The organism is Actinomadura darangshiensis, from assembly GCF_004349235.1.
GTDB classification, from domain to species: domain Bacteria; phylum Actinomycetota; class Actinomycetes; order Streptosporangiales; family Streptosporangiaceae; genus Spirillospora; species Spirillospora darangshiensis.
Genome location: NZ_SMKY01000001.1, coordinates 44,893 through 58,341 on the forward strand (window position 1 = coordinate 44,893; position 13,449 = coordinate 58,341).

The window sequence follows — 13,449 nt, forward strand, 5'->3', positions numbered from 1 at the left end:
GCACCGCGATCAACCTCTCCACTTCACTCCTGTCACGCCGGCCGGGCGACCGATAAGATCGGACTACCAAACACAAGGTCAACCAATTCCGACAACCGTGGGTATCTGCCTGATCACCCTCCATTGGCGACCGGACAGCAATAGGTGCAGCATGGAAGATTCACCCTTCGCTCGTACGCCATTCGATTCAACCGACGAGATCCGTTTGACCCAATTTGCTCGTGGCGGCGGCTGTGCCTGCAAGATACCGCCAGGAGACTTGGAGTCATTAGTTCAGAAACTGTCCTGGAATTACCATTTCTCCAACGGGACGGAGCTGCTGGTCGGTCTGCTCGACGGAGATGACGCCACGGTCGTCCGCTCGGCCGGAGGCTCGACCATGGTGCTGACGACCGACTTCTTCACCCCGGTGGTCGACGACCCGTACGATTGGGGCCGCATCGCCGCGGCGAACGCCCTCTCCGATGTCTATGCGATGGGCGGGTCCCCGCTCATGGCGGTGAACCTGCTCGCCTGGCCGAGGGCCGTGCTCCCCATCGAACTCGCCGCCGAAGTGATGCGAGGCGGCATGGACACCGCCCGCGAGGCGGAGTGCTACCTCGCAGGCGGCCACAGCGTCGACGACGCGGAGCCGAAGTACGGGCTCGCGGTCTGTGGAACGGCAGACCCGCACCGCCTGCTGCGCAACGATTCCGGCCGTCCCGGCACCCCCGTCTCGCTCACCAAGCCTCTGGGGATCGGGGTGCTGAACAACCGGCACAAGGCGACGGGCGAACGCTTCCCCCAAGCGGTCGAGATCATGGCCGCACTCAACCGTGACGCCTCCGTCTCCGCCGTGGAGTGCGGCGCCGTCTGCGCCACGGACGTGACGGGGTTCGGCCTGCTCGGGCACCTGTACAAGCTCGCACGCGCCAGTTCCGTGACCGCCGTGGTGGATTTCCGTGCGGTGCCCTATCTCGACGGTGCGCGCGAAGCGGTGCGTGACGGATTCATCAGCGGTGGAACGCGCAGGAATCTCGAATGGGTCGATCCGCACACCGACTGGGGCCCAGGGGTGAGCGAGGACGAACGACTGCTCCTCGCCGACGCCCAGACCTCCGGCGGCCTGCTCGTCGCCGGGGAGGTGCCGGGCTCACCGATCGTCGGCGAACTGGTCGAAGCGCGCGACCGAGAACTCGTCGTCATCTGATCCGGCGACCGCGCGACCGCGTCGCCCTCGAAAAGCTCGCCCTTCTTCTTGAGGTGCCCATGTCCGATCCCCGTCGACTCGTCCCCGGCACCGATACCGTCCTTGCCGACAACCGCTTCGTCGAACCCCTGCACCGGCTTGGCCAGACCCTGGTCAAGCGGGCGGTGCGTGAAGCACAGGAGCAGGCACGCCTCGGTGAGATACCTCCCGGGTCCGTAACCGAGATGGCACTCGCGCTTCTGCCGGATACCGCTTCCACCCTCCGGCCGGTCCTGAACGCGACCGGGATCGTCCTGCACACCAATCTCGGACGCGCCCCGCTCTCCCCCGCCGCCGTCGAGGCGCTCTGTGCGGCCGCCGGGTACGTGGACGTGGAGTACGACGTGCTCAGCGGGGCGCGTGCCCGCCGAGGCCGTGGCACCCTGGACGCCCTCCGCGAGTCGGTCCCCGCAGCCGAGGACGTCCACATCGTCAACAACGGCGCAGCGGCCCTCGCACTGGTGGTCGCCACGCTCGCCGCCGGACGCGAGGTCGTGATCAGTCGCGGCGAGATGGTGGAGATCGGTGACCGGTTCCGCATTCCGGACCTGCTGATCAGCGCCGGAGCACGGCTCCGGGAAGTCGGCACCACCAATCGCACCCAGCTGGCCGACTACGCGGAAGCGGTCGGCGCGAACACCGGTTTCATTGTCAAGATCCATCCGTCGAACTTCCGTGTCGACGGGTTCACCCAGTCGGTCGGCGTCCGCGAGCTGAGCACGCTCGGTCCACCGGTCGTGGCGGACGTCGGCTCGGGCCTTCTCAGACCCGATCCGCTGCTGGCCGAGGAACCGGATGTCACGACGTGGCTGTGCGAAGGCGCCGCCCTCGTCACCTCCAGCGGCGACAAACTCCTCGGCGGCCCGCAGGCGGGTCTCATCTTCGGGCGACGCGCAGTGATCCAAACGCTCCGCCGCAATCCGCTCGCGCGCGCCTTTCGGGTCGACAAGCTCACACTCGCCGCTCTGGAGGCGACGCTACGGGGCCCGGAAGACCCGGTGCGCCGGTCCCTCACGGTCGCTCCCAAGGAACTCCGGCGGCGGGCCGAGGTCATCGCCGCAGATCTGCGAGCGGAGGGTGTCACCGCCGTCGCCGTGGAGAGTTCGGGCGCGGTGGGGGGCGGTGGTGCACCCGGCGTGGACCTTCCGGGCTGGGCGGTCGGGCTTCCCGCGTCCTTCTCCCTGCTGCTGCGCCAGGGCCACCCTTGTATCGTCGGCCGCGTTGAAGCGGGCCGCTGCCTGCTCGATTTGCGCTGCCTGTCCGAGAGTGACGACATCGTGCTGCACCGTGCGGTGGTCGCGGCCGCCGCATGCCTCGCGACGAGTTGAGGACCAACCGCCATGCATGTGATCGCCACCGCCGGCCATGTCGACCATGGGAAGTCGACCCTGCTGCGCGCGCTGACCGATATGGAGCCCGACCGCTGGGCCGAAGAGCGGGAACGCGGCATGACCATCGACCTCGGCTACGCCTGGACCGTCCTTCCCAGTGGTGAGACCGTCGCGTTCGTCGACGTTCCCGGCCACCACCGGTTCATCACCAACATGCTCGCCGGACTGGGACCGGTCCCGGCGGCGATGCTCGTGGTCGCGGCGGACGAGGGCTGGTGCCGGCAGACCGGAGAGCACTTGGCCGCGCTTCAGGCGCTCGACGTCCGGCGCGGGCTCCTGGTCATCAGCCGCGCCGATCTCGGCGACGCCGACCTGGCGGCCGAGGAAGCGCACGATTACCTGGCGGGCACGGTGTTCGAGGACGTCGAGACCATCGCGGTCAGCGCCGTCACCGGGGACGGAATCGAGGGTCTGCGTGCGGCACTCGGGCGGCTGGTCGCGCAGATCCCCGCGCCGCCACCGAGCCTGCCGGCGCGGTTGTGGGTCGACCGTGTCTTCACGATCCGCGGCGCCGGGACCGTCGTCACCGGCACCCTCGGGGCGGGCGACATCGCGACCGGGGACGAGCTGCTCCTGGCCTCCAGCCGGAGACCGGTCCGGGTGCGGAAACTGGAAAGCCTCAAGGCGGCAGTGGAGCGGAGTACGGCCGTCGCCCGTGTCGCCGTGAACGTCCGCGGCTTGACGACCCGCGAGATCCGCCGGGGCGACGCACTCATCGCCCCTTCACGGTGGGCACCCGTTGAGTGCATGGACGTGCGCCTCGTGTCCGCCGGGGAGAAGGTGGCCTCCCGTCTGATCCTCCACATCGGCTCGGCGGCCGTCCCCGTACGTGTCCGCATGCTGGGAGCGGACACAGCCCGGCTGGCACTGGCACGCCCGCTCGCCCTGCACATCGGTGAACGCGCGATCCTGCGCGATCCGGGACCGCAGCGGATCGTTGCCGGTCTGATCATCCTGGATACCGCGCCACCACCGATCCGCCGCCGCGGCACCGCCAAGCGGGCGAGTGAGCTCGTCGGCATGACAGGCCGCCCGGACCCCGCCGGGGAGCTGACGCGACGCCGCGTCGTCGCCGGGAACCAACTCGTCGCGATGGGCGTCCTGGGACCCGAGGCGGAGCCGCCCGGTAACGCGGTGGCAGTAGGAGATTGGCTGATCCACCAGCAGCAGTGGGACGGCTGGAGGGCGGAGCTGTTCTCCGTCATCGACCAATGGGCGGCCGACCAGCCGATGGCACCGGGAATCCCTCGGGACACGGCAGCCCAGAAACTCGAAATCCCCGATGTCCGGCTCGTCGACGCACTCATCGCACAGGCGGAAGGGCTGGTTTCGGATGGCGGCGGCGTTCATCGTGAAGGCGTCTCGGCGACACTACCGGCACAGGCGGAAAAGGCTCTCACGGTGATCATTGAACGGCTGACCGTCGAGCCCTTCACAGCCCCCGAATCGCGTGACCTGGAGAACCTTGGGCTGGGACCGCGCGTTCTCGCCACCGCGGTCGGGTCGGGCAGGCTCCTCCGCGTCACCGACGGGATCTACCTGCTCCCGGACGCCGCTGACCTGGCCGTACAGCGACTCGCGACGCTCCCCCAACCGTTCACCCTGAGCGACGGGCGCCGCGCCCTCGATACCACCCGGCGGGTCGCCGTCCCGCTTTTCGAGATGCTGGATCGGGCGGGGCGCACACGCAGAGTCGACGCGAACAAGCGCATTGTTCTCTCAGCGCCGGTGGACCCACCGGCCACCCGAAACATATAATCCGCACGTGCAGTTCCCGGAGGTCTCAATGACCTATGTGATCGCTCAGCCGTGCGTCGACCTCAAGGACAAGGCCTGCATAGACGAATGTCCGGTCGACTGCATTTATGAGGGTAACCGCTCACTGTACATCCACCCGGACGAATGCGTGGACTGCGGCGCCTGCGAGCCGGTATGTCCGGTTGAAGCAATCTATTACGAGGACGACGTGCCGGAGCAGTGGAAGGACTACCACGCAGCCAACGTGGAGTTCTTCTCCGACCTAGGCTCGCCCGGAGGAGCGTCGGCGATCGGTCCGATCGATCGCGATCACCCGCTGATCGCCGCGCTTCCGCCGCAGAACCAGGCGTCCTGACCCGGCACGCCGGGCCACCATCGCGTCACGGCTGCCGGCGGGGCGCCAAACGCAATGGGCCCGAGCTCTCATGTGAGGCCCCAGAGGACTACGCCGGCGACCAGGCCGGCCGCCGCGACAGCACCACCGGCTGTGGCGGTCACCCGCCATGACAGGTCTCGGACAACCATGACCATCGAAGGCAGGCTGATCGCCGGAAGAGTGATCAGGAGAACGCCCAGCACCCCCGCTCCCGCTCCCGCCGCGGCCAGTCCGAGCAGGATCGGGATCTCCCCGGCCGTCGGGAGGACCACGAGGGTGCCGAGCACCGCGGCGACCAGGACCGTGAGAATCCCCCAGTGCGTCGCTGTTCCGTCGAATGGGAACAGCCAGCCGCGCAGCGCCCCAACGGCGAAGACGACCACCGCGTACTCCGGGACGAGCGTCAGCGCCAGCCGTGCCAATGAGCGAACGAAGCGGCGCGGTGCGGCGCGCAACCCTTCGTCCATTTCGGTCTGCGGAACCACGTCGGCCGATGCGGTGCCCCTGCCGCTCATCACCCGGCCGATCAGGACCGTCACGCCGAAGACGAGCAACACCCCCACGACCAGCCGAGTGGCGAACCACTGCCAGGGCGCGACGATCGCCAGGAACGCGAGCACCGCCGGATTCAACGTGGGGTTGCCGAGCCAGTAGGCCAGGACCGACGAGGTGGGGGCACCGCTACGCCGCAGCGTGCCCGCGATCGGCGCCGTGCAGCAGGTGCACATCATGCAAGGGACGGACGCCAAGCCGCCGAGCAGGGAACCACCGAATTGCCCGCGCCGGTTCAGCGCGGCGATGAACCGGCGACGTGGCATCAGGGCGTCCACGGCGGCCGCGACCACCAGCGCCACGACGAGGGCCTTCCACACCGCCTCGGCATAGCTGACGGTGAAGTTCCAACCGCCGTGCAGACTGGGAGCCGACCCGCCCTGGCCGGCGTCCATCAAAAGAGACGACCCAGGCCACGAGCGGTCGGCAAGAAGCCCGTCCAGCTTGAGGGAGTAAGGCCACCACTTGGCCCACATCAGGCCCACGACCGTGATCAACGACAGCAGCAGAACGGTCGTCAGCACCTGGGGCGCCCTGCGCGCAGACTCGGTGGAATCAAGATGCATTCAGATCACCGCTCCCAAAACCGCACGAGATCACAACAGCCGCGCCCAGCTTCCAAAGCCGCGCTGACCACCGTCAAGATCATCGGGGCATCGGCGGACCGAGCTTGTCCAGCGTGCGGACGGCTGGTATCAGGCAGGTGCCGTGCCGACGCAGGATCCGTTCACGGAACCGAGGACCGCGGGTTGCACCCGGTACCGGGGTACGGGTTTACCGTCGAGTCATGGAACTCGAGCCAGTTGACAAGGGTTGGGTGCCGACGGCGTGCACCTTGCCGACAGCTGAGCGACCACTGCGGGTGGCCGCCTTCGACAGCTTCTTCTCCGAGGCCGTGACCGAGGTGCACCCGGCAGGTCCGGGGCGGGTACGGATGGCTTTGCGGGACGAGCCACAGATCGCGGGCCGAGCGGCTGAGCTGGCCGTTCGCGAGACCGGATGCTGCTCATTCTTCACCTTCACGTTGACGGCCAGCGGCGGCACTCTAGCCCTGGAGGTCAGCGTCGACGACCGGCACATCGAGGTCCTGGACGCCCTGGCCGCCCGCGCGGCGGAAGCGATGGATGCGCCGAGGTCCGATTCATGACCGGCCGAGCGGCCACCACCGGGTTGCGCAGTGGGGAGGTCGCGGCAGCGGCCGGAGTGAATCAGCAGACGTTGCGGTACTACGAACGCCGCGGATTGCTGGCCGAACCCCAGCGCACATCCGGCGGGCACCGGCTGTATCCCGCGGACGCGGTCACCAGGTTGCGGGTGATCAAGGCGGCGCAGCGGCTCGGGTTCACCCTGCAGGAGGTGACCGAGTTGCTGGAGGCAGGCGCTCACCGGCATCAGCCCCCCGGCCGGGGGCTGGCGGCACGAGTGCGTACGAAACTGGTCGAGGTCGAAGCCAAGATCGCCGATCTGACCGTCATCGCCGACACTCTGCGGCAATCGCTAACCGTTGGCTGCAATGACCTGGCCGAGTGCTCGCGTCAGCCGACCTGTCCGTTGCCGTTCACCGAGTTGGCCAGTCGCACGGCCGACGACGTGCCCGGCAGCACCAGGCCGGCCACGGCGCCCGTATCAGACGGTGCCGCTTGAGCCGAACACACGAAGGTCGAATACTCGCGATGAAAGCGAAGCAAACAGTGCGACGGCTGGCCCGCGCCTGGATCGGATCGTTCCGAGCGGCGTTCCCCGACGTCCACATGGACATCGTCGAGTTGATCGCCGAGGCGGACATCGATGAGGTCGGCATTTACCACTTCAGTAACGGCAGCATCGCCAGCACGTGATCCCTCGAAGACACCTTCACCCGCATGCGGCAACTGGGCATCGCGCAGGGGAGCACCGCCTGGCCTTTGGCGGAGTGGCATGCTCGCCCGGCCTTGATGCCAACCGCCATCGCCGTCCCATGAACACATCGCGGAGCCTGCAGCAGCTGTGGTCTGCGGCATCCTGGTCAGAATCGGTGCCGGTCGACCATGGCCCAGCCAGCTTTTCGAACGTCCGATCAGGCGCAGGCGGCCTCGGCTGGGCGCTGGTGCGTCTACGTCCCGCGCACGGTCGTCGGCTGCGCGGGGGGCATAGGTGCCATCGGTTCAGGGGCGATGCGTACCCGTTGCGCAAGTCGCCGTAGCGTCACAGGTAGCAGGCCTACTGCTACCCGGCACCCCGAAGAGTCCGAGGAGACCCATGTCCGTGATGCGCTCCCTCGCACTGTTCGCCCTGGCCGCGCTCGCCGAGATCGGCGGGGCCTGGCTGGTGTGGCAGGGCTGGCGCGAGCACCGCGGCGTGGCCTGGATCGCCGGAGGCGTCATCGCCCTCGGCGCCTACGGTTTCGTGGCGACGTTCCAGCCCGACGCACATTTCGGACGAATCCTCGCCGCATACGGCGGCGTGTTCGTCGCCGGATCTCTGGTGTGGGGCATGGTCATGGACGGGTTCCGGCCCGACCGATGGGACATCACAGGGGCGGTCGTGTGCCTGGCCGGGGTCGCGGTCATCATGTACGCCCCGCGCAGTTGAAACGGCAGCCGACTGACCGCGTCGCAATGCCGTCATCCCCCGACACCCAGCCTGAACGCGTCACCACACCGACGGCCGTGGCCTAGCCGCTCTGACGACGGGTCAGGAGGTGCGACGGCGGATCGGGATGAAGGCGCCGGCAAGGCGGCGCCGTAGGCCGAAATCATGACCTGCAGGGCGATCCGATGGCCGTTGGAGGCGAGGTCACGAAGTCAGCGCGCCCCGGTCAGCAACGCGTGCACGGTTGCGGCGAGGGCCTGGGCAGCGCGGTCGGTATCCGCAGGCGTCGTCCAGCGGCCCGCGCCCAGGCGCAACGCTGACAGGGCTTGGGTGCGGTTCAGGCCCATGGCCCTCAGGACGGGCGAGGGCTCGGGTGATCCGGCGTGGCAGGCCGAACCCGTGGCGGCCGCGATCGTGGGTGTGGCGGCCAGTACATCGTCGCCGCGGACCCCACTGATGGTGACGTGGAGGATGCCGGGCAGCCGCGGAGCGGGGGGACTGGTGACCGTCACTCGACCGGGGAGTAGTTCGGCAAGGCGCCGGTGCAGCCGGTCCCGCAGCCCCGTCAGCCGGTCTGGGCCACCGCTGTTGATTTCAAGTCGGGCCAGGTCGGCGGCGGCGCCGAGCGCGACGGCCAGAGCGACACTCTCGGTTCCGGCGCGCAGGCCGCGTTCTTGCCCGCCGCCCGGGACGAGGGGTTCCAGCGGCACACCGGAGCGCACGTACAGTGCACCGATGCCCTTGGGGGCATAGATCTTGTGCCCGGCCAGGCTCACCAAGTCCACCCCGAGCCGTGTCACGTCCACCGGGATCTTCCCGGCGGCCTGGGCGGCGTCGGTGTGGAACAGTGCACCGTGCCTGCGAGCGACAGTGGCCAATTCGTCGATCGGCTGGAGCACGCCGGTCTCGTTGTTGGCGGTCATGATCGACACCAGTGCGGTACGCGGGGTGAGAGCCGTGGCCAGGTCCGCGGGGTCGACGCGGCCGTGGGCGCCGACGGGCAGGTAGGTGACGTGAGTGCCGTGGCGGCGGTGCAGCGTTCGGCAGGCTTCCAGAACCGCCGGGTGCTCGGTGGCCTGGGTGATCACATGTATCTCGCCCGGGGACTGGTGGGCCAGCACGGCGCCGATGACGCCGAGGGCATCGGCCTCCGAGCCGCTACCGGTGAAGACGATCTCGTCCTTGTCGGCGCCGATCAGATCGGCGACCTGCCGACGGGCGCGGGCGAGCGCATCGCGTGGCTGGGTGGCGTAGTGGTGGCCGCTGGAGGGGTTACCGAAGTGTGCGGTCAGGTAGGGCAGCATCGCTTCGGTCACGCGCGGGTCGACCGGGGTGGTGCTGTTGTAGTCCAGGTAGACGGGTCCAGCTCGCAGCCCCTGCGGCACGGGCGGTTCAGACGGCTGGGCCTTGCTCTGGCTGGCGCTCATGAGCGGTCTCCGGCGGTGATGACGGGCAGGCCGGCGCGGCGCCATTCGGGCGGCCCTCCCCGCAGGGCATGGGCGGGGTTGCCGACCCCGTGCAGCGTCCGGACGGTCTCGGGAGCGTACACGCGGTAGCAGCCACGGCAATAGGTGACAAGGCCTCCGTCCGGCGGCACCTGGTCAGCCATCTCGGCCGGGCCGACCGGTTCGAGTGCTCCACGCCGCCAAGGTGTCCGCGGGCGGGCCATTCAGTTTCGGCCAGCCGTGCGGCGACCAACGTCTCTTCACCTTCTCGATCAGTACGCCTGGGGTGGATGCGGTGGCGAAGATGCGGCTGGCGTCCATGTGCAGGGCGTCGGCACGGGTTCCGGCGGCGAGGTCTTCACCGCCCCGATGGTGGTCGCCGCGACGGGCGGGTTCAGCCGCCCCACCGTCCGGATCTGCCAGGCCGGCGGGAGTTCACCGCACGGTGCCGAACTCAGCGACCGGCTCGACATGAACACCGTTTCGGTGGCCCTCGGTGACTGCACCCTCCTCCCCCTCGGGCACCAGGTCCGAGGGGGAGGAGGGAGACCCATGTCGCCATCATCACTCGGATTGCCGCTACCGCCGTGTACTCCCGCCAAGCCCACCGGCACGCGAGGCGCCGGAGGCCGCCGGCGACGCCATGGACACCGCCTTGGACCCGGCGCTGGCCGCGCTGCAGGCGACGCCGGGATTCCGCCGTCTCATGGCACCCCAGCGAGCCGACCTCAACTCAGCGATCAGCGGCCTCCCCGTCGCCGTTCACCGGCGGGCGCGCGAGGATCGACCGTTCGCCTCCGGGTGGAGTTGCCGCCCGAGCGGGTCGGGCCAGGTCACCATCACCGCCTGGGAACGAGCCAGGCACGATGTCGACAAGGTCCGCTCGGAATTTGTGAGCAGCGGATGTGTCCGCTTGGCTCTGCAGGTGTTCATGAACTTGGCACAGTTGGCGACAAAGCGATCGTAGAAATGGCAGCCAGCTGGTAGAATAAGTATTAAGAACCAAGCATGATCCGATACGGTTTACCTATCGGAATGCCGGGATTATGTGCAATTGGTTGTGATCGCCCCTCGGACACAGGATTACCCCATGGGTGACGCGAAGAGCTCGATCTGGGAGATCTTTCCCGGGGCGGGCTCTTTTTCGTTCGCGCAGATCACAGTGCAGGACGACCGCGCGCAGACGACGGCGAGGCCGTTTGCTCTGAGATAAGAGACGAGATCGTGCGGTGACTCGGCTTCGTGGACTTCCGAGAGCTGCTGCGTCAGTTCGTCGAGCAGGTGGTCTTCACGGAGGCAGTGGTTCTTCGGCGCGTCGGCAGGCCGTGGTTTGGTGCTGTCGTAGCCGTGGCGGCAGCGGTACCCGCTGCGTCCGTTGACCCAATGGGAGTCCATCCGCCGCCGGCACAGGCCGCACAGCAGCAGGCCGGCCAGGAGGTATACGCGGACGCTTCCATCGCGGGTGGGTCTGGCGGCGCGAATCGTCTGCGCGGCGACGAAGTCGGCGTCGGAGACCAGCGCCGGATGGGCGGGCTTCTTGGAGATCGCCCATCCCGCGGTCGTGTCGTCGAACCCGGCTTGCCGGTCCCAGACTTGACGGCCGGTGTAGCGGGGATTCTCAAGGATCGTGGCGACCGTGTTCAGCGTCCAGCCCTGCCCCGACCGGTGGGGATTTCGCTTTCGATCGATACGGGACGGGCAGGGGACACCGCGTTCGTTGAGTTCGCGGGCGATTCCGGCCACGCTCACGCCGGAGAGGCGGCGCGCGAAGATCCATCTTACGTGCGGAGCGGTCAGCGGGTCGGGATCGAGGCGCCGCAGGCGACGTCCCCATTGGGCGTGTGCCTGGTTCGGGTGCGGACCGGCGTCCACGAGCCGGTACCCGTATGGGGGCCGGCCGCCGAGGTAGCGGCCCTGCTCGCAGGCTTGGATGCGCATCGCGGCCAGGACACGGTGCCGTGCCCGCAGCACCTCACGCTGCGACTGCGCGCCCAGCATCATCATGAGCGCACGGTGCGCCGGCTCGTTCATGTCGACGGGACCGAACGCCTCCGCGCGTCCTTGACCAGACGCTGGAAGGTGAACCGCCACCGACTGCGTTCCTTGGGTGATACGCGCCGATCTGGCCATGAGGGCTTCCTCGCGTTCGCGAAAGGGATCAGCGCCCAGGGAAGCTCACCCACGTCGCCGGCACGCAGCTGAGCGGACGACCACCCAAATGCAACTGAACCTGCGGCAAATGTAACCGCATCTCCGTTAGACAAGCGGTCGCCTGCGCCCGACAGCCGGTCGATCGGCGCGAGCGTGCCGTCCAGCACGACATACGCCTTGCGTCGCGCGATCCGCAGCGCTTGCCGCAGGTCCGGGGCCAGCTCGGCGAGCAGGTCGATCACCTCGGTGACGTAGCGATGCGCGGTCGCGACGCCGACACCGAACTCGGCCGCCAGGCGCGCGAAGGTCTCGTTGCGGCGCAGGTAGACCAGCACCAGCAGCGCCTGACGGCCCGGCGGCAACCTCCGCCACCGAGACCCCAGCTCCGTTCGATGCCTGCGGACCAGGCCGGCCACGAACCCGCGGGCTGAGGGGGACAGATCCAGCGCAGCACGATAGAACATCAACAGGAGCTCCTGGTGGTCAAGGTGGTCGCAAACCTCGACTTACCAGGAGCTCTTTCGATTACCGACGCACCGCGCGGTCCGCGATCAGCCTGTGACCAGCGGAGATCAAGTTGGAATCAGCTCACTATCCGAGCAAGTATTCTCGCCGTGACGGCGCGATACGCATCGCAATCGGGAAATTCTCCTACGCGGTCACCATCGCAGAGGAGAACCCGCAAAGCAGCGATCCCGAAAAGGTCGAGCGTCTGGTCGTCGAGGTCACGCGGTACCGCTCGAACGGCCGGCAGTGTCCGTGGGCCGACCGAAAGCGTTGGCAAGTCGAGGATATTCTTGAAAAAGTCCTGCGTGAGCTTGAGCAACGCGCTGTGGAAGAAGCCGCCCGTGAGGTCGAGGAGGAGCGAGCCCGAGTCGAACGACGACGGCGCTGGGAACTCGCCATGGCCGAAGCACGGCGCAAAGCGCACGAGGCCAACGACGCGACTGCGCTCCGCGAACAGATCTCCTGGTGGCGCGAGAGTCAGGAGATCAGCGCCTATTGCCGAGCGCTGGAACAACGTATCGACGGTGAGACATCGGATACGCCCGGGGTGCGGGAGGCTCGCGAATGGCTGTCGTGGGCGTGTGACTACGCCGCTTCACTCGATCCCCTTCGGACACTGCCCTCGCGCCCTGAACATCCGGAGCTGCGCCCAGAAGATCTCAAGCCCTACCTCAAGGGCTGGAGCCCCTACGGCCCAGGGGAACGACGGGCTTGGTAAAGATCGGATCTGATGTCCCCTCCGGGGCCGCCTCGTAGGAACGACGCCCGGGGTTGTCCGCAGCCGAGGACGGACACGCCGTCCGCGATCACGCCGTGATCGGCGATCACACCAACGCAAGCGAAAAAGGTTCAGTGTAGGCGACCGCTGAAGCATGGACCGCCACAGCGAGGGTTCGTCCACAGGTATCGCACCATGACCCGCAAGGCATGACTCAGTACTTTTGCTCCTTCTTGGTGTGCTGGTTCATGGGCGCGTGTTCATCCTGGTCAGCAACGATCTAGATACTTGCACGCGCATGACCTGAGAGCGCTGACTGCGTGTGCACACGATCAACAGATCGCGTCTTGGCTGGCCACAGCGATTATGAGCAGATCGTGAACACATCGGGCCAAGAGGGCTCGCTGACGATCTGCTCATGATCTGCACATGACTTCTGGCGGGATGTCGGTGACCGATTCACCGACCGATCTCTCGGGGGTCCCATGGCCACCAACATCCGCGCGGCCAACCACTCCGACCAGCGACACCCGCCGCATCGGCGGGGAGTCCGAGCCCGCGCTGGACGTCGCGGAGAAGACGTTCGATCTCCTGACGCGCGGTCCGGCCGCGCTGTCGCTGGACGGCGCGGCGCTCGGGAACGGGCTGCCCGCCCGCCTGATCGCGCTGGACGAGCTTCGGGCGATCCTGCTGCACCCCGTCCACTGGGCAGAAGGCGCGACGCGGCGTGGAAGGAGCTTGTGACGCGCGCC

General features: G+C 68.0%; 14 protein-coding genes and 1 pseudogene. 10 read left to right on the forward strand and 5 right to left on the reverse strand.

Features of this window, described 5'->3' with window-relative positions; translation table 11 throughout:
- Positions 1-151 precede the first annotated feature (151 nt).
- From selD to fdxA, 4 genes are read left to right on the forward strand one after another with little or no spacing between them, the layout of a single operon-like run.
- Complete coding sequence (selD, locus tag E1293_RS00220; RefSeq protein WP_132192460.1) at positions 152-1,189, forward strand: selenide, water dikinase SelD; 1,038 nt, start codon at positions 152-154, stop codon at positions 1,187-1,189.
- Positions 1,190-1,248: 59 nt separating this feature from the next.
- Positions 1,249-2,556, forward strand: coding sequence for an L-seryl-tRNA(Sec) selenium transferase (selA, locus tag E1293_RS00225; RefSeq protein ID WP_132192462.1), 1,308 nt, complete (start codon positions 1,249-1,251; stop codon positions 2,554-2,556).
- Between the two features lie 12 nt (positions 2,557-2,568).
- Complete coding sequence (selB, locus tag E1293_RS00230; protein WP_132192464.1) at positions 2,569-4,377, forward strand: selenocysteine-specific translation elongation factor; 1,809 nt, start codon at positions 2,569-2,571, stop codon at positions 4,375-4,377.
- Between the two features lie 28 nt (positions 4,378-4,405).
- Positions 4,406-4,732, forward strand: coding sequence for a ferredoxin (gene fdxA / locus E1293_RS00235; protein ID WP_132192594.1), 327 nt, complete (start codon positions 4,406-4,408; stop codon positions 4,730-4,732).
- A gap of 68 nt (positions 4,733-4,800) precedes the next feature.
- Here the strand turns inward: fdxA and E1293_RS00240 are convergent, their stop codons facing one another.
- On the reverse strand, positions 4,801-5,829 hold the full coding sequence (locus E1293_RS00240; RefSeq protein WP_207938585.1) for a permease: 1,029 nt from the start codon (positions 5,827-5,829) through the stop codon (positions 4,801-4,803).
- A gap of 263 nt (positions 5,830-6,092) precedes the next feature.
- On the opposite strand from E1293_RS00240, the gene E1293_RS00245 reads away from it, so the two are divergent.
- From E1293_RS00245 to E1293_RS00255, 4 genes are all read left to right on the forward strand, one after another.
- Positions 6,093-6,452, forward strand: coding sequence for a hypothetical protein (locus tag E1293_RS00245; protein ID WP_132192468.1), 360 nt, complete (start codon positions 6,093-6,095; stop codon positions 6,450-6,452).
- Positions 6,449-6,949, forward strand: a complete 501-nt coding sequence (locus E1293_RS00250) for a MerR family transcriptional regulator (protein WP_132192470.1) — start codon at positions 6,449-6,451, stop codon at positions 6,947-6,949. The genes E1293_RS00245 and E1293_RS00250 overlap by 4 nt, the downstream gene beginning before the upstream one ends.
- Before the next feature lie 29 nt (positions 6,950-6,978).
- Entirely contained in the window at positions 6,979-7,143 is a 165-nt protein-coding gene (locus E1293_RS47225) for a hypothetical protein (RefSeq protein WP_165978023.1), read from the forward strand.
- A gap of 400 nt (positions 7,144-7,543) precedes the next feature.
- Positions 7,544-7,876: a YnfA family protein gene (locus E1293_RS00255; protein WP_132192472.1), complete on the forward strand. Its 333-nt coding sequence runs from the start codon at positions 7,544-7,546 to the stop codon at positions 7,874-7,876.
- 212 nt (positions 7,877-8,088) lie between these two features.
- Here E1293_RS00255 and E1293_RS00260 read toward each other — a convergent pair whose 3' ends face one another.
- The 4 genes and pseudogenes from E1293_RS00260 to E1293_RS49155 all read right to left on the reverse strand — a co-directional run.
- The gene (locus E1293_RS00260; protein WP_132192474.1) at positions 8,089-9,303 is read right to left on the reverse strand and encodes a cysteine desulfurase family protein; all 1,215 of its coding nucleotides are present in this window, start codon (positions 9,301-9,303) and stop codon (positions 8,089-8,091) included.
- Entirely contained in the window at positions 9,300-9,425 is a 126-nt protein-coding gene (locus E1293_RS50095; RefSeq protein WP_279472848.1) for a hypothetical protein, read from the reverse strand. Before E1293_RS50095 ends, E1293_RS00260 begins: the two co-directional genes overlap by 4 nt.
- Before the next feature lie 979 nt (positions 9,426-10,404).
- Positions 10,405-11,319: a recombinase family protein gene (locus E1293_RS00265; protein WP_207938586.1), complete on the reverse strand. Its 915-nt coding sequence runs from the start codon at positions 11,317-11,319 to the stop codon at positions 10,405-10,407.
- 266 nt (positions 11,320-11,585) lie between these two features.
- Positions 11,586-11,939, reverse strand: a pseudogene (locus E1293_RS49155) (helix-turn-helix domain-containing protein); the annotation flags it as partial.
- 110 nt (positions 11,940-12,049) lie between these two features.
- On the opposite strand from E1293_RS49155, the gene E1293_RS00275 reads away from it, so the two are divergent.
- Positions 12,050-12,697 carry a hypothetical protein gene (locus E1293_RS00275; protein WP_132192480.1) on the forward strand — a complete coding sequence of 216 codons (648 nt, stop codon included), beginning with the start codon at positions 12,050-12,052 and terminating at the stop codon, positions 12,695-12,697.
- Between the two features lie 429 nt (positions 12,698-13,126).
- Positions 13,127-13,441: a hypothetical protein gene (locus tag E1293_RS00280; RefSeq protein WP_132192482.1), complete on the forward strand. Its 315-nt coding sequence runs from the start codon at positions 13,127-13,129 to the stop codon at positions 13,439-13,441.
- Positions 13,442-13,449: the final 8 nt, after the last annotated feature.